General features: G+C 71.8%; 20 protein-coding genes. 11 read left to right on the forward strand and 9 right to left on the reverse strand.

What is annotated here, in order from left to right:
• Nucleotides 1–4 precede the first annotated feature (4 nt).
• Nucleotides 5–892, reverse strand: a complete 888-nt coding sequence (locus tag ACFYZS_RS26650; protein WP_389017493.1) for a helix-turn-helix domain-containing protein — start codon at nucleotides 890–892, stop codon at nucleotides 5–7.
• Nucleotides 893–1088: 196 nt separating this feature from the next.
• Here ACFYZS_RS26650 and ACFYZS_RS26655 point away from each other — a divergent pair, with 196 nt between their 5' ends.
• The 8 genes from ACFYZS_RS26655 (at nucleotide 1089) to ACFYZS_RS26690 (ending at nucleotide 8369) form a co-directional block, all read left to right on the forward strand.
• Nucleotides 1089–1538: an ATP-binding protein gene (locus tag ACFYZS_RS26655; protein WP_132758724.1), complete on the forward strand. Its 450-nt coding sequence runs from the start codon at nucleotides 1089–1091 to the stop codon at nucleotides 1536–1538.
• Between the two features lie 310 nt (nucleotides 1539–1848).
• Entirely contained in the window at nucleotides 1849–2151 is a 303-nt protein-coding gene (locus ACFYZS_RS26660) for an urease subunit gamma (protein ID WP_389017498.1), read from the forward strand.
• Nucleotides 2152–2165: 14 nt separating this feature from the next.
• A complete protein-coding gene (locus ACFYZS_RS26665; RefSeq protein WP_389017501.1) occupies nucleotides 2166–2477 on the forward strand; it encodes an urease subunit beta in 312 nt (103 codons plus the stop codon).
• On the forward strand, nucleotides 2470–4191 hold the full coding sequence (locus ACFYZS_RS26670) for an urease subunit alpha (protein ID WP_389017503.1): 1722 nt from the start codon (nucleotides 2470–2472) through the stop codon (nucleotides 4189–4191). Before ACFYZS_RS26665 ends, ACFYZS_RS26670 begins: the two co-directional genes overlap by 8 nt.
• 30 nt (nucleotides 4192–4221) lie before the next feature.
• Nucleotides 4222–4896 (forward strand): urease accessory protein UreF, encoded by a 675-nt coding sequence (locus ACFYZS_RS26675; protein ID WP_389017505.1) that lies wholly within the window; start codon nucleotides 4222–4224, stop codon nucleotides 4894–4896.
• A gap of 34 nt (nucleotides 4897–4930) precedes the next feature.
• Nucleotides 4931–5617: an urease accessory protein UreG gene (gene ureG, locus ACFYZS_RS26680; RefSeq protein ID WP_389017507.1), complete on the forward strand. Its 687-nt coding sequence runs from the start codon at nucleotides 4931–4933 to the stop codon at nucleotides 5615–5617.
• 164 nt (nucleotides 5618–5781) lie between these two features.
• Nucleotides 5782–6510: an urease accessory protein UreD gene (locus ACFYZS_RS26685; protein ID WP_389017891.1), complete on the forward strand. Its 729-nt coding sequence runs from the start codon at nucleotides 5782–5784 to the stop codon at nucleotides 6508–6510.
• Between the two features lie 194 nt (nucleotides 6511–6704).
• Nucleotides 6705–8369, forward strand: a complete 1665-nt coding sequence (locus ACFYZS_RS26690; protein WP_389017509.1) for an alpha/beta hydrolase — start codon at nucleotides 6705–6707, stop codon at nucleotides 8367–8369.
• A gap of 49 nt (nucleotides 8370–8418) precedes the next feature.
• Here the strand turns inward: ACFYZS_RS26690 and ACFYZS_RS26695 are convergent, their stop codons facing one another.
• The 6 genes from ACFYZS_RS26695 to ACFYZS_RS26720 form a co-directional block, all read right to left on the reverse strand.
• The gene (locus ACFYZS_RS26695) at nucleotides 8419–9129 is read right to left on the reverse strand and encodes a lysophospholipid acyltransferase family protein (RefSeq protein ID WP_389017512.1); all 711 of its coding nucleotides are present in this window, start codon (nucleotides 9127–9129) and stop codon (nucleotides 8419–8421) included.
• Between the two features lie 179 nt (nucleotides 9130–9308).
• Nucleotides 9309–9467: a hypothetical protein gene (locus ACFYZS_RS26700; protein ID WP_165937333.1), complete on the reverse strand. Its 159-nt coding sequence runs from the start codon at nucleotides 9465–9467 to the stop codon at nucleotides 9309–9311.
• 32 nt (nucleotides 9468–9499) lie between these two features.
• The gene (locus tag ACFYZS_RS26705; RefSeq protein WP_389017515.1) at nucleotides 9500–10462 is read right to left on the reverse strand and encodes a cytochrome c oxidase assembly protein; all 963 of its coding nucleotides are present in this window, start codon (nucleotides 10460–10462) and stop codon (nucleotides 9500–9502) included.
• A 108-nt stretch (nucleotides 10463–10570) separates the two neighbouring features.
• The gene (locus ACFYZS_RS26710; protein WP_389017518.1) at nucleotides 10571–11596 is read right to left on the reverse strand and encodes a 6-phosphofructokinase; all 1026 of its coding nucleotides are present in this window, start codon (nucleotides 11594–11596) and stop codon (nucleotides 10571–10573) included.
• Nucleotides 11597–11810: 214 nt separating this feature from the next.
• Nucleotides 11811–12539, reverse strand: a complete 729-nt coding sequence (locus ACFYZS_RS26715) for a glutamine amidotransferase (RefSeq protein WP_327131155.1) — start codon at nucleotides 12537–12539, stop codon at nucleotides 11811–11813.
• Nucleotides 12540–12570: 31 nt separating this feature from the next.
• Nucleotides 12571–13809, reverse strand: coding sequence for a MurT ligase domain-containing protein (locus ACFYZS_RS26720; protein WP_030158239.1), 1239 nt, complete (start codon nucleotides 13807–13809; stop codon nucleotides 12571–12573).
• Nucleotides 13810–13932: 123 nt separating this feature from the next.
• Between ACFYZS_RS26720 and def the strand changes: the two genes are divergently transcribed.
• Nucleotides 13933–14496: a peptide deformylase gene (gene def / locus ACFYZS_RS26725; RefSeq protein WP_389017522.1), complete on the forward strand. Its 564-nt coding sequence runs from the start codon at nucleotides 13933–13935 to the stop codon at nucleotides 14494–14496.
• A 227-nt stretch (nucleotides 14497–14723) separates the two neighbouring features.
• On the opposite strand, the gene ACFYZS_RS26730 is transcribed toward def, so the two are convergent.
• A complete protein-coding gene (locus tag ACFYZS_RS26730) occupies nucleotides 14724–15368 on the reverse strand; it encodes a TetR family transcriptional regulator (protein ID WP_389017525.1) in 645 nt (214 codons plus the stop codon).
• A 193-nt stretch (nucleotides 15369–15561) separates the two neighbouring features.
• Between ACFYZS_RS26730 and ACFYZS_RS26735 the strand changes: the two genes are divergently transcribed.
• Nucleotides 15562–16794: an acyl-CoA dehydrogenase family protein gene (locus tag ACFYZS_RS26735; RefSeq protein ID WP_389017894.1), complete on the forward strand. Its 1233-nt coding sequence runs from the start codon at nucleotides 15562–15564 to the stop codon at nucleotides 16792–16794.
• Nucleotides 16795–16812: 18 nt separating this feature from the next.
• Here ACFYZS_RS26735 and ACFYZS_RS26740 read toward each other — a convergent pair whose 3' ends face one another.
• A complete protein-coding gene (locus ACFYZS_RS26740) occupies nucleotides 16813–17565 on the reverse strand; it encodes a hypothetical protein (protein WP_389017528.1) in 753 nt (250 codons plus the stop codon).
• A 370-nt stretch (nucleotides 17566–17935) separates the two neighbouring features.
• Here ACFYZS_RS26740 and ACFYZS_RS26745 point away from each other — a divergent pair, with 370 nt between their 5' ends.
• Nucleotides 17936–18121 carry a DUF5999 family protein gene (locus tag ACFYZS_RS26745; RefSeq protein WP_030158228.1) on the forward strand — a complete coding sequence of 62 codons (186 nt, stop codon included), beginning with the start codon at nucleotides 17936–17938 and terminating at the stop codon, nucleotides 18119–18121.
• Nucleotides 18122–18193: the final 72 nt, after the last annotated feature.

Consider the following 18193-nt stretch of genomic DNA (forward strand, 5'->3'; position numbering starts at 1 on the left):
CTCCTTACGCGTCGTCAGCGAGTGAGCTGATGAGATCCGACGAGTCCTGGGGCGGTAGGGCGTGCGCCTGGATGGTGCGGAATGCGGCGCTGTACGCCTCGAGGTCTTCCTTCCGCTCCAGGTAGAGGCTACTCGTCAAATGGTCGAGGACCACCACATCCAGATCGGCGATGTTCGGAAATGAGAAAATTACGAACGGTCCTGTCAGGCCGAGATGGCCCCCCACGCTGAACGGCAGTACCTGCAGCCTCACTTGGGGCAGTCGGGCGACCTGCGCCAGATGCCGCAATTGCGCCGCCATCACTCCGGGCCCGCCGATCTGCCGCCGCAGCACCGCCTCGTCCAGCACGGCGCTCAGCTCCAGCGGCGGATCCGCCCGCAGCACCGACTGCCGGGCCAACCGTACGTCGACCAGCGCGTCCACCTTGGGCTCGGGCAGCCCGCCCAGCGCGGCCCGGGTCACCGCCCGCGCGTACTCCGGGGTCTGCAGCAGGCCGGGCACCACGGAGAGTTCGACCGTGCGGGCCGATCGGGCGCTCGCCTCCAGGCTGATGAAGTCCCGGTACTCCTGGGGCAGCAGGCCCCGGTAGTCGTGCCACCACTGACGGCCGCGCCCGGCCTCGCCGCTTCCGGCTCCGGGCCCCGCGGCGGAAGCCGACAGGGCCTCCAGCAGCGCCCGCTGCTCGGGGCTGACGACCTCTCCGTACACATCGAGGAGGAGGCGGATGTCCTCCGGTTTCACGCCACTGCGCCCTGTCTCGATGCGGCTGATTTTCGACTGGTGCCACCCCGCGATCCGGGCGGCCTCACCACTGGTGAGTCCGGTCCGGTCGCGCAGCGCGCGCAGTTCCTCGCCGAGCTTGCGCCGACGCACCGCGGGACCGTGCTGCATACCCGCCTCCTTCCACCGGCACAGCTCGCACCAGTCTGCCGCCCAAATACGCTCTTCCGTAGCAGAGTTCACCGCATTGAGCGACAGATATATGCATATCTTGGGGGAACGGCAGCACCGGCGGGACGATGGGTGGCACTCTGGCGTCCAGCACAGATCCGGGGCGGTTCGCCCCGGTGGGAAAGGGACCGTCGCCATGGCAGACCACCAGGAAGCATCCGTCACTCTGCCGAGCGATCCCGCCTCGGTCGCCACCGCCCGCCGCTACGTCGCGGAGGTGCTCGGTGAATGGGGACTGCCCGACGAGGCCGACACCGCGGACAGCGTCCGGCTGATCGTCTCGGAGCTCGCCACCAACGCCGTCCAGCACACCTTCGGCCAGTCGCCCACCTTCACCGTCGACGTCCGCCTCGAGCGCGGGGAGTGGCTGCGCGTCGGGGTGACCGACAGTCACCCGCGCTGGCCCAGGCGCCTGCCCGCCGCCGTCCAGCAGGACAACGGCCGGGGGATGGTCATCATCCGCTGGCTCACCGCCGAAGCGGGCGGCCGACTCTCGGTCAGCCCCACCGAGGACGGCGGCAAGACCGTCTGGATCGCCCTGCCGTGGCCCGTCGGGGCCCCCGCCAAGAGCGTCTCCGGCTGTTGAGCCGCGCTCGGCTCCTGCCGGGCGTCCGTATACGGAACCGGGCCGGTACGGGCCGGGAGTTGAACCGGGTGCCTTCCCGAAACGTGGGTTAACGCGGCGGAAAAACACGGCGCCTAGCGTGGCGGGCACGGCGTTTCCGTCAATGATCACCCATCCTTCGGCAAAGCGCCGGTGCTCGGGACGGAAAGCCTTTCTCTGCGTTGGGCAAGAGAGGCTTAGCTCGGATATGCGCAGGTCAACAGAGTGTTGAAGGCCGTTAGGGTCGGCCCGGCGCGACGCTGATCTGGTCCCCGGAAACTTGGTGATACGAGTGCAACTGACACCGCACGAGCAGGAACGACTGCTCATCCACGTGGCCGCGGACGTGGCCGAGAAGCGCAAGGCGCGCGGCGTTCTCCTCAACCACCCCGAGGCGGTCGCCCTGATCACCTCGCACATCCTCGAAGGGGCCCGCGACGGGCGGACCGTGGCCGAGCTCATGGCCTCCGGCCGCACCGTGCTCAGCCGTGCCCAGGTGATGGAGGGGATCCCCGAGATGATCCACGACGTCCAGGTGGAGGCGACCTTCCCGGACGGCACCAAGCTCGTCACCGTCCACGACCCGATCGTCTGAAGGGGAGAACCCGCATGATCCCCGGCGAAATCGTCCACGGGGACGGCCCGGTGCGCCTCAACGAGGGCCGGCCCGTCACCCGCCTCACCGTGCTCAACGCCGCCGACCGCCCCGTCCAGGTCGGCTCCCACTACCACTTCGCCGAGGCCAACCCCGGCCTCGACTTCGACCGCCCCGCCGCCCGCGGGCTGCGGCTCAACATCGCCGCCGGCACCGCCGTGCGCTTCGAGCCGGGCATCCCCGTCGCCGTGGAACTCGTACCGCTGGGAGGGCTGCGCTCCGTGCCCGGCCTGCGCGGGGAGACCGGGGGGCCGCTCGATGGCTGAGCTCGACCGCCGCGCGTACGCCGACCTCTTCGGGCCGACCGCGGGCGACCGCATCCGGCTCGCCGACACCGACCTCTTCGTCGAGATCGAACGGGACCTCAGTGGAGGGCCCGGACGCTCCGGCGACGAGGCCGTGTTCGGCGGCGGCAAGGTGATCCGCGAGTCCATGGGGCAGGCCCGCACCACGCGCGCCGAGGGCGCCCCCGACACCGTGATCACGGGAGTCGTCGTCCTCGACCACTGGGGCATCGTCAAGGCCGACATCGGCATCCGCGACGGCCGCATCTGCGGCATCGGCAAGGCCGGCAACCCCGACACCATGGACGGGGTGGACCCCGCCCTCGTGATCGGCCCCGAGACCGAGATCATCGCGGGCAACGGGAAGATCGTCACGGCGGGCGCCATCGACGCCCACGTGCACTTCATCTCGCCGACCATCGTCGACGAGGCCCTCGCCTCCGGCATCACCACCCTCGTCGGCGGCGGCACCGGCCCCGCCGAGGGCACCAAGGCCACCACCGTCACGCCCGGGCCCTGGCACCTCGCCCGGATGTTCGCGGCCCTGGAGTCCCACCCCGTCAACATCGGCCTGCTGGGCAAGGGCAACACCATGTCCCGCGAGGCCATGCACTCCCAGCTGCGCGGCGGCGCCCTCGGGTTCAAGATCCACGAGGACTGGGGGGCCACCCCCGCCGTCATCGACGCCTGCCTGAGCGTCTGCGAGGAGACCGGCGCCCAGGTCGCCGTCCACACCGACACCCTCAACGAAGCCGGATTCGTCGGCGACACCCTCGCCGCCATCGCCGGGCGGACGATCCACTCGTACCACACCGAGGGCGCGGGCGGCGGGCACGCACCCGACATCATCACCGTGGTCTCCGAGCCGAACATCCTGCCCAGCTCCACCAACCCGACCCGGCCGCACACCGTCAACACCATCGAGGAACACCTCGACATGCTGATGGTCTGCCACCACCTCAACCCGGCCGTCCCCGAGGACCTGGCCTTCGCCGAGTCCCGGATCAGGCCCTCGACCATCGCCGCCGAGGACGTCCTGCACGACCTCGGCGCCATCTCGATCATCTCCTCCGACGCCCAGGCCATGGGCCGCGTCGGCGAGGTCGTGATGCGCACCTGGCAGACCGCCCACGTCATGAAGAAGCGGCGCGGCTTCCTGCCCGGCGACGGACCGGCCGACAACCACCGCGCCCGCCGCTACGTCGCCAAGTACACGATCAACCCCGCCGTCGCCCAGGGCCTCGCGCGGGAGATCGGCTCGGTGGAGACCGGCAAGCTCGCCGACCTCGTGCTGTGGACGCCCGCCTTCTTCGGGGTCAAGCCCGAAGTGGTCATCAAGGGCGGTCAGATCGCCTACGCGCAGATGGGCGACGCCAACGCCTCCATCCCGACCCCGCAGCCGGTGCTGCCCCGCCCGATGTTCGGCGGCCACGGCCGGGCCCCGGGGCTGAACTCGGTCAACTTCACCGCGCAGGCCGCGCTCGACGACGAGCTGCCCGAACGGCTCGGACTCGGCAAGCGGTTCGTGGCCATCGAGAGCACCCGCAAGGTGGGGAAGGCGGACATGCGCAACAACGACGCGATGCCGAGGGTCGAGGTGGACGCGGACACCTTCACCGTCACCATCGACGGCGAGGTGGTGGAGCCCGCGCCCGCCGCGGAACTGCCCATGGCACAGCGATACTTCCTCTTCTGAGATGGCGCCCCTGCCGATGGCGGCGGCCCCATGAGCCTCGCCGCCCTGCTCGTCCTCGCCGACGGACGCTTCCCCGCCGGCGGCCACGCCCACTCCGGCGGGGCCGAGGCGGCCTGCAAGGCCGGCCGGATCCACGACGCCGCCACCCTGGAGGAGTTCTGCCGCGGCCGGCTCCACACGGCCGGACTCACCGCCGCCGGACTCGCCGCGGCCGCGGCCCTCGGGCTCGACCCGGCGGTCCTCGACGCCGTGGCCGACGCCCGTACGCCCTCGCCCGCGCTGCGCACCGCGGCCCGGCGGCTGGGCCGGCAGCTGCTGCGGGCCGCCCGGGCCACCTGGCCCGCCGCCGAACTCGACGCGCTCGCCGCGGCCTTCCCGCGCGGGGCGCACCAGCCGGTGGTGCTCGGGCTCACCGCCCGGGCGGCCGGGCTCGGGCCGCCGGAGGCCGCGCACGTGGCGGCGTACGAGAGCGTGAGCGGACCGGCGACCGCGACGGTACGGCTGCTCGGCCTGGACCCCTTCGAGGCGAGCGGGGTCCTCGCCCGCCTCGCCCCCGAGCTCGACGCGGTATCCGGCCGGGCCGCACGGGCCGCGCACCGGGCCCGGCGGGAGGGGCCCGACGCCCTGCCCGCGGCCTCCTCGCCGCTGCTGGACATCGCGGCGCAGGTCCATGCCGACTGGCCGGTCCGGCTGTTCGCCTCCTGACGTCCCCCTGACACCTCCACGACCGGAGATCCCCATGCACCTCGACCACGGCACGACCTACCCCCGGCGCCACACCCACAGTGCCGAGCCCGTACGGGCGGACGGCTCGCGCCGCGCCCTGCGCATCGGACTCGGCGGACCCGTCGGCTCCGGGAAGACCGCCACCGTCGCCGCGCTCTGCCGCGTCCTGCGCGCCGAACTGTCCATGGCCGTCGTCACCAATGACATCTACACCCGGGAGGACGCCGAGTTCCTGCTCCGCGAGGCCGTCCTGCCGCCCGAGCGGATCACCGCGGTCGAGACCGGTGCCTGTCCGCACACCGCCATCCGCGATGACATCTCCGCCAACCTGGAGGCGGTGGAGGAGCTGGAGGAGACGGTCGGCCCGCTCGACCTGATCCTCGTCGAGTCCGGCGGCGACAACCTCACGGCCACCTTCTCCCGCGGCCTCGTCGACGCCCAGATCTTCGTCATCGACGTGGCGGGCGGCGACGACATCCCGCGCAAGGGCGGCCCCGGCGTCACCACCGCCGACCTGCTCGTCGTCAACAAGACCGACCTCGCCCCCTACGTGGGCTCCGACCTGGACCGGATGGCCCGCGACGCCGCCGAGCAGCGCGGGGACCTGCCCGTCGCCTTCCAGTCGCTGCGCGGCGCGGAGGGCGTGGCTCCGGTGGCCGGGTGGGTGCGCGAGCGGATCGCCGCCTGGGCCGCACGGTGAGTCCCACGGTGGTCGGCGCACCCCCTGCCGCACCCCCTGTCGCACCGCCCGCCGCGCCGCCTCCCGCCCCGCCGGCCCAGGCCCCGCCCGGCCCGGCCGCCTCGGAGCCGGCCGTCCGGAGCCGGCCCGCCCCGGCCCGGACCGGCGTACGCGCCACCGCCCGGATCTCCGCCGTCGCCGACGGCCGCGGCGGAACCGCCCTGCCCCTGCTCGCCGGGGAAGGGCCGCTCGCGCTGCGCCGCACCCGCGGCACGCCCGCCGAGGCCGGCGTGATGCTGGTCGGCGCGATGAGCGCCCCGCTCGGCGGGGACCACCTCACGGTGGAGGCCGCCACCGGCCCGGGGGCCCGGCTCGCCCTGGCCTCGGCGGCCGCCACCCTGGCGCTGCCCGGCCGCGATGGTGCGCCCGCGCGGTACGACGTACGGCTGACCCTGGCCGAGGACTCGGCGCTGCGGTGGCTGCCGGAGCCGCTCGTCTCCGTACGCGGCAGCGACCTGCGGGTGCGCACCCGCGCCGAACTCGCCCCCACGGCCCGGCTGCTGCTGCGCGAGGAGCAGGTACTGGGCCGTACGGGGGAGGCGCCGGGCCTGCTGCGCAGCAGGCTCACCGTGACCCGGGGCGGACGCCCGCTGCTGGACCAGGAACTGGCCTGCGGACCGGGGGCGCCCGGCGGCTGGGACGGTCCGGCGGGGCTCGCCGGCCACCGGGCCCTCGGCCAGCTCCTGGTCGTGGACCCGGAGTTCGCCACATCGGCGCCGGGCGCCGCGGTGCTCGGGGAGTTCGCGGCCGTCACCCCGCTGGCCGGTCCGGCCGTGCTCGTGACGGCCCTGGCTCCGGACGCGCTGCGGCTGCGCGAGGTACTCGACGCGGCGTGTCGCAGGTACGGCTGGTAACTGCTGAGCGAACCTGGGACGAATGGGGCACCGCTCAGCGGTACACGCCTTTCCGGTTATCGGGTTGGCAAAGAACGCGACCCCGCTCTGTTGTCAGGTGTAGGTCAGGCGAAAGGATCCCTGTGTTCGACCGACCGACCGACCCGACCAACCCGGCCTTCTCCGGCCGGGTCTGACGCAGGGGGAACAACCACGTGATACGCACTGCAGCGCTGGGGAGCGCTGCCACTCTGATCACCGGAGCGCTGGCCGCGGGTCTGCTGCTGGCCCCGCCGGCCGCGGCGGCTTCGTCCAGCCAGAACAGCGGGTTCCCGGAGGCGCTGGGCGTCCAGCTCGCCGCCGCCCGTGCCGCCGCCACCGGGGTCGAGTGGAAAGACTGCCCCGCCGACTGGGGCTTCGAGGCACCGATCCAGTGCGGCTGGGTCAAGGTCCCGCTGGACTACTCCAAGCCGTTCGGCAAGACCATCGACCTCGCGGTCGACCGGATCGGCAGCACCGGTACCAAGGAGGAGCGCCAGGGCGCGCTCGTCTACAACCCCGGCGGTCCCGGCGGCTCCGGCATGCGCTTCCCGCGCCGGGTCACCACCAAGAGCCCGCTGTGGGTCAACACCTCCAAGGCCTACGACTTCGTGGGCTTCGACCCCCGCGGCGTCGGCCACTCCGCCCCGATCTCCTGCATCGACCCGCAGGAGTTCGTCAAGGCTCCGAAGGCCGACCCGGTCCCGTCCAACGAGGCGGACAAGCGCGCCCAGCGCAAGCTCGCCGCCGAGTACGCGGACGGCTGCAAGGAGCGCAGCGGCGAGATGCTGCCGCACATGACCACGCCGAACACCGCGCGCGACCTGGACGTCATCCGGGCCGCCCTCGGTGAGAAGAAGCTGAACTACCTCGGCGTCTCCTACGGCACCTACCTGGGCGGCGTCTACGCGACGCTGTTCCCGACCCACGTGCGCCGCATGATCGTCGACAGCGTGGTCAACCCGGACACGGACAACATCTGGTACCAGGCCAACCTGGACCAGGACGTCGCCTTCCAGACGCGCTGGAACGACTGGCAGGACTGGGTCGCCAAGTACGACTCCGTCTTCCACCTCGGCGACAGCCGCGCCAAGGTCGAGGCCAAGTACCAGCAGCTGCGCGCCCAGGCCAAGGCCAACCCGCTGGGCGGCGTCGTCGGCCCGAACGAGCTCATCGGCTTCTTCCAGGGCGCCCCGTACTACGACTCCTCGTGGGTCCCGGTCGCGCAGGCGTTCAGCGCCTGGGCCGCCGGTGACGAGAAGCCGCTGATCGAGGCCATCGCCCCGGACATGTCGGACACCAAGGGCAACGCCGCGTCCGAGAACAGCAACGCGGTCTACACCGCGGTCGAGTGCGCCGACGCCAAGTGGCCGACCAGCTGGGCCAAGTGGGACCGGGACAACACCAAGCTGAACGAGAAGTACCCGTTCCTGACCTGGTCCAACGCGTGGATGAACCTGCCCTGCGCGACCTGGAAGTCCAAGCAGAGCAACCCGATCGAGGTCGGTGCCAAGCGCGGTCTGCCGCCGGTCCTGATCGTCCAGTCCGAGCGCGACGCCGCGACCCCGTACGAGGGTGGCGTCGAGCTGCACCGCCGCCTGGCCGGTTCGCGTCTGATCACCGAGCAGAACGCCGGCTCGCACGGTGTCACCAGCCTGGTGAACCCCTGCATCAACACCCGCGTGGACGCCTACCTGCTGACCGGCAAGGTGGACGCCAAGGACGTGAAGTGCGGCCCGCACGCCACGCCGGTCCCCCCGGCCCCGGCCGCCGCGAAGTCGCTGGTCAAGGCTCCGGCCTCGGCGCTCCCGGCGCTGGAGGAGCTGCCCGCCGTCCGCTAAGGCCGGCAGAGCCCGGCGGGGCTCGGTAGGGCACGGCACGGGAGAAGGCTCAGCGCGTCTTGCGCCGGGCCTTCTTCCGCGCCTCCTCCTCTTCCGCCTTGACCTCGGCGGCGTACCGGTCGACGTACTCCTGGCCGGACAGGTTGAGGACCGCGTACATGATCTCGTCGGTGACGGCCCGCAGAACGGCCCGCTCGCCCTCCATCCCGTCGTACCGGGAGAATTCCAGCGGCTTGCCGAAGCGGATCGTCACCCGCCGGATGTTCGGGATCTTCTGCCCGGGCGGCTGGATCTCGAAGGTGCCGACCATCGCGCACGGTACGACGGGCACCCCGGCCCCGAGCGCCATCGCGGCCACGCCCACCTTGCCCTTGTAGAGCCGGCCGTCGTGCGAGCGGGTGCCCTCCGGGTAGATGCCCAGCAGCTCGCCCTTGGCCAGTACCCCGAGCCCCTCGCGCAGCGCTGCCTGCCCGGCGTCCTTGCCGGAGCGGTCCACCGGGATCTGCCCGGCGCTGCGGAAGAAGAAGGCGGTCAGCCGCCCCTTCACGCCGGGACCGGTGAAGTACTCGGCCTTCGCGAGGAAGGTGATGCGGCGTTTGAGGATGGCCGGCATCAGGAAGTGGTCGGAGAACGACAGGTGGTTGCCCGCGATGATCGCGGCCCCTTCCGCCGGGATGTTCTCCAGTCCCTCGATGCGCGGCCGGAACAGCAGCCGGAGCAGCGGACCGAGCAGCACGTGCTTGAGCAAGTGGTAGAACACCGGGGCATTTTCCCTTCACCTGGGGTCAGGTCAGTGTGCCGGACACGGTGCCAGATGGGCATGGCGAACCAGAATCCCGCCAGCCGGGAGGATCTCGGGGCAGGCCTCGCAGGCGGCCCCGGGAGCGGACGGCGCCGCCGGGGGAGCGGGGAGCGGGGGCTGGGCGCGCGGGCGCCGCTTCAGGTCTTGCGGGACGCGGCCATGCCGGCGGTCAGCAGGCCGAGGACCACCCAGCCGAACCACAGCCAGCCGTTGCTGCCGAGGGCCACGGAGTACGTGGCGACGGCCACCAGAGCGGCGAAGGTCATGACGGCCATCGCCTTAACGGATCCGGTCATGCCCCATGGTCGCGCGCGAAGGTACCGCCGCGCTACTGGCCACGCGCTTGGAGCGAGGCGAGATAGGAGTTGTACGCCTCCAGCTCCTGGTCGCCGTCGCGGTCCGCGGCCCGGTCGGAGCGCTTCGCCGCCCGCTGCTCGGAGTGGTACCACTGGTAGACCAGCGCGATCAGCACCAGCACCGAGGGGATCTCGCTGAAGGCCCAGGCGATGCCGCCGCCCCACTGCTGGTCGAGCAGCGGGTCGATGCCGAGGGAGGCCGGCGGGTCGGAGTACGTCTTGATCATCGGCTCGCTCGCCATCATCAGCGCGATGCCGAAGAAGGCGTGGAACGGCATGCCCGCGAAGAGCTCCAGCATCCGCATCACGTAGCCGGGGCGGTGCGGGCCCGGGTCCACGCCCATGATCGGCCAGAAGAAGACCAGGCCGACGGCGAGGAAGTGCACCATCATGCCGATGTGCCCGGCCTTGCTCTCCATCAGGAAGTCGAAGAGCGGGGTGAAGTAGAGGGCGTAGAGGCTGGCGATGAACAGGGGGATCGTGAAGACCGGGTGGGTGATCACCTTCATGTAGCGGCTGTGCAGCAGCATCAGCAGCAGCTCGCGCGGTCCCTTGGTGCCCCGGGCGGCGGGCGGCAGCGCGCGCAGGGCCAGCGTCACGGGAGCGCCCAGCAGCAGCAGGATCGGGGAGAGCATGCTGATGACCATGTGCTGGACCATGTGCACGCTGAACATGACCATGCCGTAGTCGTTCAGCTTGGTGCACATCACCAGGGCGACGGTCAGCACGCCCGTGGTGAAGGCGATGGTCCGGCCCAGCGGCCAGGCGTCCCCGCGACGGCGCAGCCGCAGCACGCCCCACAGGTACAGGCCGAGGCCCACCAGCGAGCCGATCAGGAAGAACGCGTCGAAGGAGAACTCCAGCCCGCGCCCGAGAGTGAACGGCGGCAGGTCCATGTCCATGTGCATGTCCATGCCGTGACCGCTGTGATCCATCTGTTCACTCCCTTGACCCGTGGTGCCCCACCACAGTAGTGCCGCCCCCGGACGCGATCGCGTCCGGGGGCGGCCATTACGGGGTTATGGCGCAGAAGGGGGGAAACATCACAGAACGTTCTGTGCCTCGTCGTACCGCTGCGCCGGGACCGTCTTGAGGGTCTGCACGGCGTCGGCCAGCGGGACCATCTCGATCTCGGTGCCGCGCAGCGCGGTCAGCATCCCGAACTCGCCGCGGTGCGCTGCCTCGACCGCGTGCCAGCCGAAGCGGGTGGCCAGCACCCGGTCGTACGCGGTCGGCGTACCGCCGCGCTGGACGTGGCCCAGGATGACCGGACGGGCCTCCTTGCCCAGCCGCCGTTCCAGCTCGACCGCGAGCAGGTTGCCGATGCCGGCGAAGCGCTCGTGCCCGTACTGGTCGGTGCCGCCCTCCTGGAAGTCCATGGAGCCGGAGCGAGGCTTGGCGCCCTCGGCGACCACGACGATCGCGAACCGCTTGCCCGCGGAGAAGCGCTCGCCGACGATCGCCGTCAGCTCGTCGATGTCGAAGGGGCGCTCGGGGACGACGATGGCGTGCGCGCCGGCCGCCATGCCCGAGTGCAGGGCGATCCAGCCGGTGTGGCGGCCCATGACCTCCACGACCATCACGCGCTGGTGGGATTCGGCGGTGGTCTTCAGCCGGTCCAGGGCCTCGGTGGCGACGCCGACGGCGGTGTCGAAGCCGAAGGTGACGTCCGTGGAGGCGATGTCGTTGTCGATGGTCTTCGGCACGCCCACGATCGGCAGGCCGGCCTGCGAGAGCAGGTTCGCGGCCTTCAGGGTGCCCTCGCCGCCGATCGGGATGATGGCGTCCAGGCCCAGGTCGGCCACGTGCCCGCGGGCCCGCTCCACGCCGTCGCGCAGGTGCGCGGGCTGGACGCGGGAGGAGCCGAGGATGGTGCCGCCGCGGGCCAGGATGCCGCTCACGGCGTCGAGGTCCAGCTTGCGGTAGTCGCACTCCAGCAGGCCGCGCCAGCCGTCGTGGAAGCCGATGACCTCGTCGCCGTGGTCGACGACGGAGCGGTGCACGACGGAGCGGATGACGGCATTGAGGCCGGGGCAGTCGCCTCCGGAAGTGAGCACACCAATGCGCATGGCAGGGGGAACCTTTGCAACGTGGGCCGACGACCGGACCACGTCGTCCGGTTGGAACTACGGCCACCCTACAAGCGGTGGAGCGGTGGACTGAACCATCCTCCACATGCTGGTCATGCTCGTCGTGCGAAACCACGTCGGCCCGGTTCCCCCTAGGGAAAACCGGGCCGAACACATGATTGCGGGGCCGCCCCGATGAGCGGTCCGCGCGGTGTTACGCGGGCTGCGTGGCCGCCGCGATGCGCTCGGCGCGCAGCGCCTCGTACCACCGGTCGTCGATGGGCGGCAGCGCGTTCACGTCGAGGGCCAGCTTCAGCAGCAGGTCCGCGATCTGCGGGTTGCGGGCCATCACGGGGCCGTGCATGTAGGTGCCGAAGACCGTGTCGTTGTACGCGCCCTCGGTGCCGTCGCCGGTGCCGTTGCCGCGGCCCATCGAGACCCGGGCGAACGGGCGGGCCGTCGGACCGAGGTGCGTGACGCCCTGGTGGTTCTCGAAGCCCGTCAGCTGGGGCAGGTTCAGGCGCGGGTCGATGTCCGCGAGCACGTCGCCGACGCACCGCTCGCCCTCGCCGCGCACGGTGACCACGTCCAGCAGGCCGAGGCCCTCCTGGCGCTCGCCCATGTCGTTGACGAACTCGTTGCCCAGGATCTGGTAGCCGGCGCAGACGGAGAAGACGATCGCCCCGTTCGAGACGGCCCGCTCCAGACCGCCGTCGCGCAGCAGGCGCTCCGCGGCGAGCCGCTGCGGGCGGTCCTCACCGCCGCCGATCAGGTAGATGTCGCCCGAGGTGGGGATGGGCTGGTCGCTGCGCACGTCCACGCGCTGCACGTCCAGGCCGCGCTGGCGCGCCCGGCGCTCCACCACGAGGGCGTTGCCCTGGTCTCCGTACGTGCTCAGCAGGTCCGGGTAGACCCACACCAGACGCAGGCTGTTGTCGCTCATGCTCTTGTCCTCTGCGGTTCAGGTGGGAGTTCTAGTTGCCGACGCGGCGGCGCACGTCCTGGAAGGCGGTGTAGTTGGCGATCAGCTCGATCTGTCCGGGCGGCGCCAGCTGCACGGCCTCGTCGAGGGTCTCGCACACGCGGAAGTCCAGGCCCGCGACCTCCAGGCGGACCGCCAGGTCCAGCTTGCGGTCGCCGATCACGAAGATCGGGTGGCCGGCCAGGCGCGGGTAGTCCACGTCCCACAGCCAGGAGGTGTCCGTGCCGTCGGCGCCGCGCGCATTCACCGAGAGGATCACCGGGGTCGGCGGCGGGTCGATCAGCGAAAACGTTTCGAGCCAGCCCGCCGGGTTCTTCGCGAGCAGCAGCCGCAGCTCACGGCCCTGGAAGTTCACCACGTCGTAGCGGCCGGCGACGGCCTGCACCTGGTACATCCGCTCCAGCGCCACCTGCGGCGGGACGCCGAAGACGGCGGCCACGGCGGCCGAGGTGGCGGCGTTCGCCTTGTTGGCGCGGCCGGGCAGCTGGAGGTGGATCGGCCAGGCCGAGCCGTGCGGGTCCAGTACGTGGTCCCCGGACAGCACCCAGCTCGGGGCCGGGCGCCGGAAACCGCACTCGCCGCAGAACCAGTCGTCGCCGGGGCGCTGCATGACGCCACCGCAGGAGGGGCACGACCAGGCGTCGTCCTTCCACTCCTGGCCGGCGGCGACCCACACCACGTTCTGCGAGGACGAGGCCGACCACACGATGAGCGGGTCGTCGCAGTTGGCGACGATGACGGCCTTGGAGCCCTGGAGGCCCTCGCGCCACTTCTCCGCGAGCATGCGGGTCTCGGCGGCGCGGTCCAGCTGGTCGCGGGAGAGGTTCAGCAGGGCGATCACCTTGGGGGTGACGTCCCGGGCCACTCCGGCGAGGTACTTCTCGTCCACCTCGATGACGCCGTACTTGGCGTCGGAGCCGCCCGCGAGGGCGGAGGTGATCCCGGCCGGCATGTTCGCGCCGAGGGCGTTGGAGACGACCGGTCCGCTGGCCCGCAGGGCCTCGGCGATCAGCCGGGTCGTCGTGGTCTTGCCGTTCGTCGCGGAGACGAGGACGACGTCGAGATGCTGCGCGAGCGCTCCGAGGAGATCGGGGTCGAGTTTGAGTGCGACCTTGCCACCGATCACCGATCCGCTTCCGCGTCCCGCGGCCCGCGACACCGCCGCCGCGGCCTTGCCCGCCGTCACGGCCAGCTTGGCCCGCGGCGAAAGCGGCTCTGTGTTGCCTGCCATCGTCCCTTGTCCTCCTTGCGTCGGTCGGCCCCAGCCTATCCAGTACCGGCCGGAGCCTTGACCGCGGCGCCCCAGGGGCGCCGCGGATCTCCTCATATATTCGCCCGTCGTACGCTTACGGCCATGCGACAGCGCCCCATCCCCGGCACCACCGGCCTCGTCCGCACCATGAGCCTGCTGGGCGATCCGGTGCTCCACTCGGCGTGCGAAGAGGTCACCGCCTTCGGCCCGGCCCTCGACCGGCTCATCGAAGACATGTTCGCGACGATGTACGCCGCCGAGGGCGTCGGCCTCGCCGCGAACCAGATCGGCGTCGGGCAGCGGGTGTTCGTGTACGACTGCCCCGACGACGAGGACGTGCGCCACGTCGGGCACATCGTCAACCCGCGTCTGGTGGCGGCCGACGGGGACGAGTTCCTCGGCCCCGAGGGCTGCCTGTCGCTGCCCGGTCTGGAGGCCGGCACGGCCCGCTTCGACCGCGCGGTCGTCGAGGGGGTCACCTCCGACGGTGCGCCCGTACGGATCGAGGGCACCGGGTTCTTCGCGCGCTGCCTCCAGCACGAGTGCGACCACCTCGACGGCACGGTCTACGCGGACAGGGTCACCGGGCTGCGCGCCAGGCGGCTGCGGCGGGCGATCCGCAAGACGCCGTGGGGTGCGCGGGCCGCGGCGGCCGAGCAGGACTGAAGCGGGGTCCCCCGGCCGGACACCCCCTGGGGGTGTATCGCCGATCAGGTCCTAGGGGGTGTCCGCAAAGTAGCGCCGTGCGCCCGAAGGGCGCTCCCGCGGCGTCCGGTGCGTGCTCTCGGTGTGCCGGGCGGAAGCCGGTGTACTGGACGTACTCGGGATTTCGCCCGGTGCGCCGAGAGCGCGTGCCGGGCGCCGCGGGGCAGGCGGGACTTTGCGGACACCCCCTAGAACCCGGGGCCGTCCACGCGGTTGCCGGCCGTGGCCAGCCGGCCCCACAGCAGGTCGGTGAGGCCCGCGACCAACTCGGCGCGTTCGCAGGGGCGTTCTCCCAGCCACCAGTCGCCCGCGGCGTGCATCATGCCCACGATGCCGTGGCCCCAGATCCGGGCCATGCGTTCGCCGCCGGGGCCGAGGTCCACGCGCTCGCCGATGACGTCGGCGAGCTCCTCGCCGAGCCGGCGCAGCAGCGGGGCCGAGTGCACGCCCACGTCGAAGCCCTTCTCGGCGGCCTGGGAGTCCTCGGCCGGGTGCATGAGGAACCGATACACCTGCGGCCGGGCCTCGATGGCCGCGAGGTAGGTGTCGAGGGTGGACTCCACCCGGCTGCGGCGCTCGGCCGGTGCGTCGAGCGCGGCCCGCAGCGAGTCGAGCAGGGCGTCGGTGTGCCGGACGGCGAGGGCCTGGTAGAGCCCGGCCTTGTCGCCGAAGTGCCGGTAGAGGATCGGCTTGGTGATGCCGGCCTCCGCCGCGATGGCGTTCATGGACGCCTTGGGTCCGTCCCGGAGGACGACCCGGTCGGCCGCTTCGAGCAGCTCCCGCCTGCGGCGCTCGGCCGCTCCCGGTTCGCCGGCCTGCTGAGTGGTCTCCATGACGTGTTTCTCTCCCCGCCCTTGCGATGGTGCGTGACGCCCACGCAACGTAACACCCCGCACACCCTCGCGATCGAATCGGCTGTGCTGGGGACAGCTCTGCTTGACAGTCCCTACTCGCCGGTAACAGACTGTGGTCACCGTATGGGTTACCGCTAGTAACGCACTGGTGGACGCACAGCTGGAGGGGAACATGGCGGAGTTCACCATGGAGCTCAATGACGACCAGAAGCAGGTACGCGACTGGATCCACGGCTTCGCGGCCGAGGTGATCCGGCCCGCCGCCGCGGAATGGGACGAGCGCGAAGAGACTCCGTGGCCCGTCATCCAGGAGGCCGCGAAGGTCGGGATCTACTCGCTCGACTTCTACGCCCAGCAGTTCTTCGACCCTACCGGCCTCGGCATCCCGATGGCCATGGAGGAGCTGTTCTGGGGCGACGCGGGCATCGCCCTGTCGATCGTGGGCACCGGGCTCGCCGCCATCGGCGTCGTCGCCAACGGCACCGAGGAGCAGATCGGGACCTGGATCCCGCAGATGTACGGCACCCCCGACGACGTGAAGGTCGCCGCCTTCTGCTCCTCCGAGCCGGACGCCGGTTCCGACGTCGGCTCGATGCGCACCCGCGCCGTCTACGACCAGGCCAAGGACGAGTGGGTGCTCAACGGCACCAAGACCTGGGCGACCAACGGCGGCATCGCCAACGTCCACATCGTCGTCGCCGTCGTCGACCCCGAGCTCGGCACCAAGGGCCACGCCTCCTTCATCGTGCCGCCGAACACCCCGGGCCTCTCCCAGGGCCAGAAGTTCAAGAAGCACGGCATCCGCGCCTCGCACACCGCCGAGGTGGTCCTGGAGGACGTCCGCGTCCCCGGCAACTGCCTGCTCGGCGGCAAGGAGAAGCTGGACGAGCGGCTCGCGCGGGCCCACGAGCGGGCCAAGGCCGGCGGCGCCGGCGAACGCGTGAAGAACGCCGCCATGGCCACCTTCGAGGCCTCCCGCCCGGCGGTCGGCGCCATGGCCGTCGGCACCGCGCGCGCGGCGTACGAGGTCGCCCTCGACTACGCCAAGACCCGTACGCAGTTCGGCCGCCCGATCATCGACAACCAGGGCGTGGCCTTCCAGCTCGCCGACATGCGGACCTCCATCGACGCGGCCCGGCTGCTCGTGTGGCGGGCCTCCTGGATGGCGGTCGCGGGCAAGCCCTTCACCTCGGCGGAGGGCTCCATGTCGAAGCTGTTCGCGAGCGAGGTGGCCAAGAAGGTCACCGCCCAGGCCATCCAGATCCTCGGCGGCAACGGGTTCACCCGCGAGTACCCGGTGGAGCGCATGCACCGCGACAGCGCGATCTACACGATCTTCGAGGGCACCAGCGAGATCCAGCGGCTGGTGATCGCCCGCACGATCTCGCAGATGCCGATCCGCTAGGCCTCGCGCGTGAGCCCGTCAGTGCACGGGCGTGAGGCACAGCGAGTGGGCGCCCTCGACCCACTTCTCGGGGACGCTGATCAGGTCGCCGTCGGCGCAGTCCGCGCCGCCGGTGCCCCGCTGTTTGGTGACCAGGTACTTGGCCAGGGGGGAACCGCAGGGCTCCGGAATCAGCTTCTCGTTGCGCAGGTGGTCCGCGTCGCGCACGCACGTCCCGATGGCCGGGCCGTTCGGCAGCTCGTCGTCCCCGGCCGTCAGGCCCAGCAGGACGAGGACGGGGGGCGCGAAGGCGAGGAGCACGATCGGCACCAGGAAGAGCAGGGCCGACGGCCGGCGCCACAGCGGCTTGCCCGGGTCCAGCGAGGGCACGATGGCGCCCGCCGGGGGAGGGAGCCTGAGGAAGCGCGCCCGCGCGCCGAGGTTCATCAGCAGGGTGACCGGCGTGATGAACACCGACAGGGGTCCCCACCAGCCCTGCCACAGGGTGTCCGCGGACATCCTGCGGTAGGTGGCGAGCCCGCAGTCGCGGCACAGCGGCCCCTCCTGGCGCAGGAACCGCATGAGGACGACCATGCCCTGGTGCCCGCGCACGGTGGCCTGCACGGCCGGCTGGGCCCCGCACACACGGCAGCCGTACGGGGCCTGCGGCACCGGCTGGTGGCCGTACGGGACCGCCTGCGGCGGCACGCCGTACGGGTGGGGTCCGGGGCCCTGCTGCGGGGCGTACGGGTGGTACGGGCCGGCGCCGTGCTGCGGTGGCGGAGTGGCCACGGATCTCTCCTCGGGTTTTCGCGGGGTCTCGCGGTGATCACCGGGCGGCCGGTGATCACCGGCACCCTAGCCCGCGCCGGCGCGGCGGCAGCCGGGCGAGGGCACCGCGCCGAACGTGATCCCGGCCACGCCCGCGCGCCGCGCGAACACCCCTGCGGGGCGCGGCGGCGGCGCCCGCCAAGGGGTGTCGGGTGAACGAACCGGATACCGGGCATGAGCGCATGGTGAGCGGGCATACACACCCTGAACTGGACCGCCAATATGGGTTCCGTCCGGGGGCGGCGATCAGCAATACTCACCGCCACCGTGGATCGCGGATTCGACCGGGTGACCACCGGCCCTCCCGCCCCACACTGCGAGGAGGTGCGCCATGTGCTCCCACCAGCCCCCCTGCCCGTCCGCCGACAGCGCCGATCACGACGCCGCCCGCACCGTGGCCTTCCGCCCCGAACAGGGCTGGAGCCTGCTCTGCAACGGCCTGGTGGTCTTCGACGACACCGGTGAGCTGCTCCCCGACGGCCGCGCGGTGGAACCCCGCCGCCCGGCCCTGGTCTGAGCTAGGAGGCCGCATGCGCCAGCAGCTGATCCGCAAGCCCGTCCCCAAGCCCGCACCACGAGACCTGGACCT

The sequence above is a fragment of the Streptomyces sp. NPDC001903 genome (assembly GCF_042891345.1).
Lineage (GTDB): Bacteria > Actinomycetota > Actinomycetes > Streptomycetales > Streptomycetaceae > Streptomyces.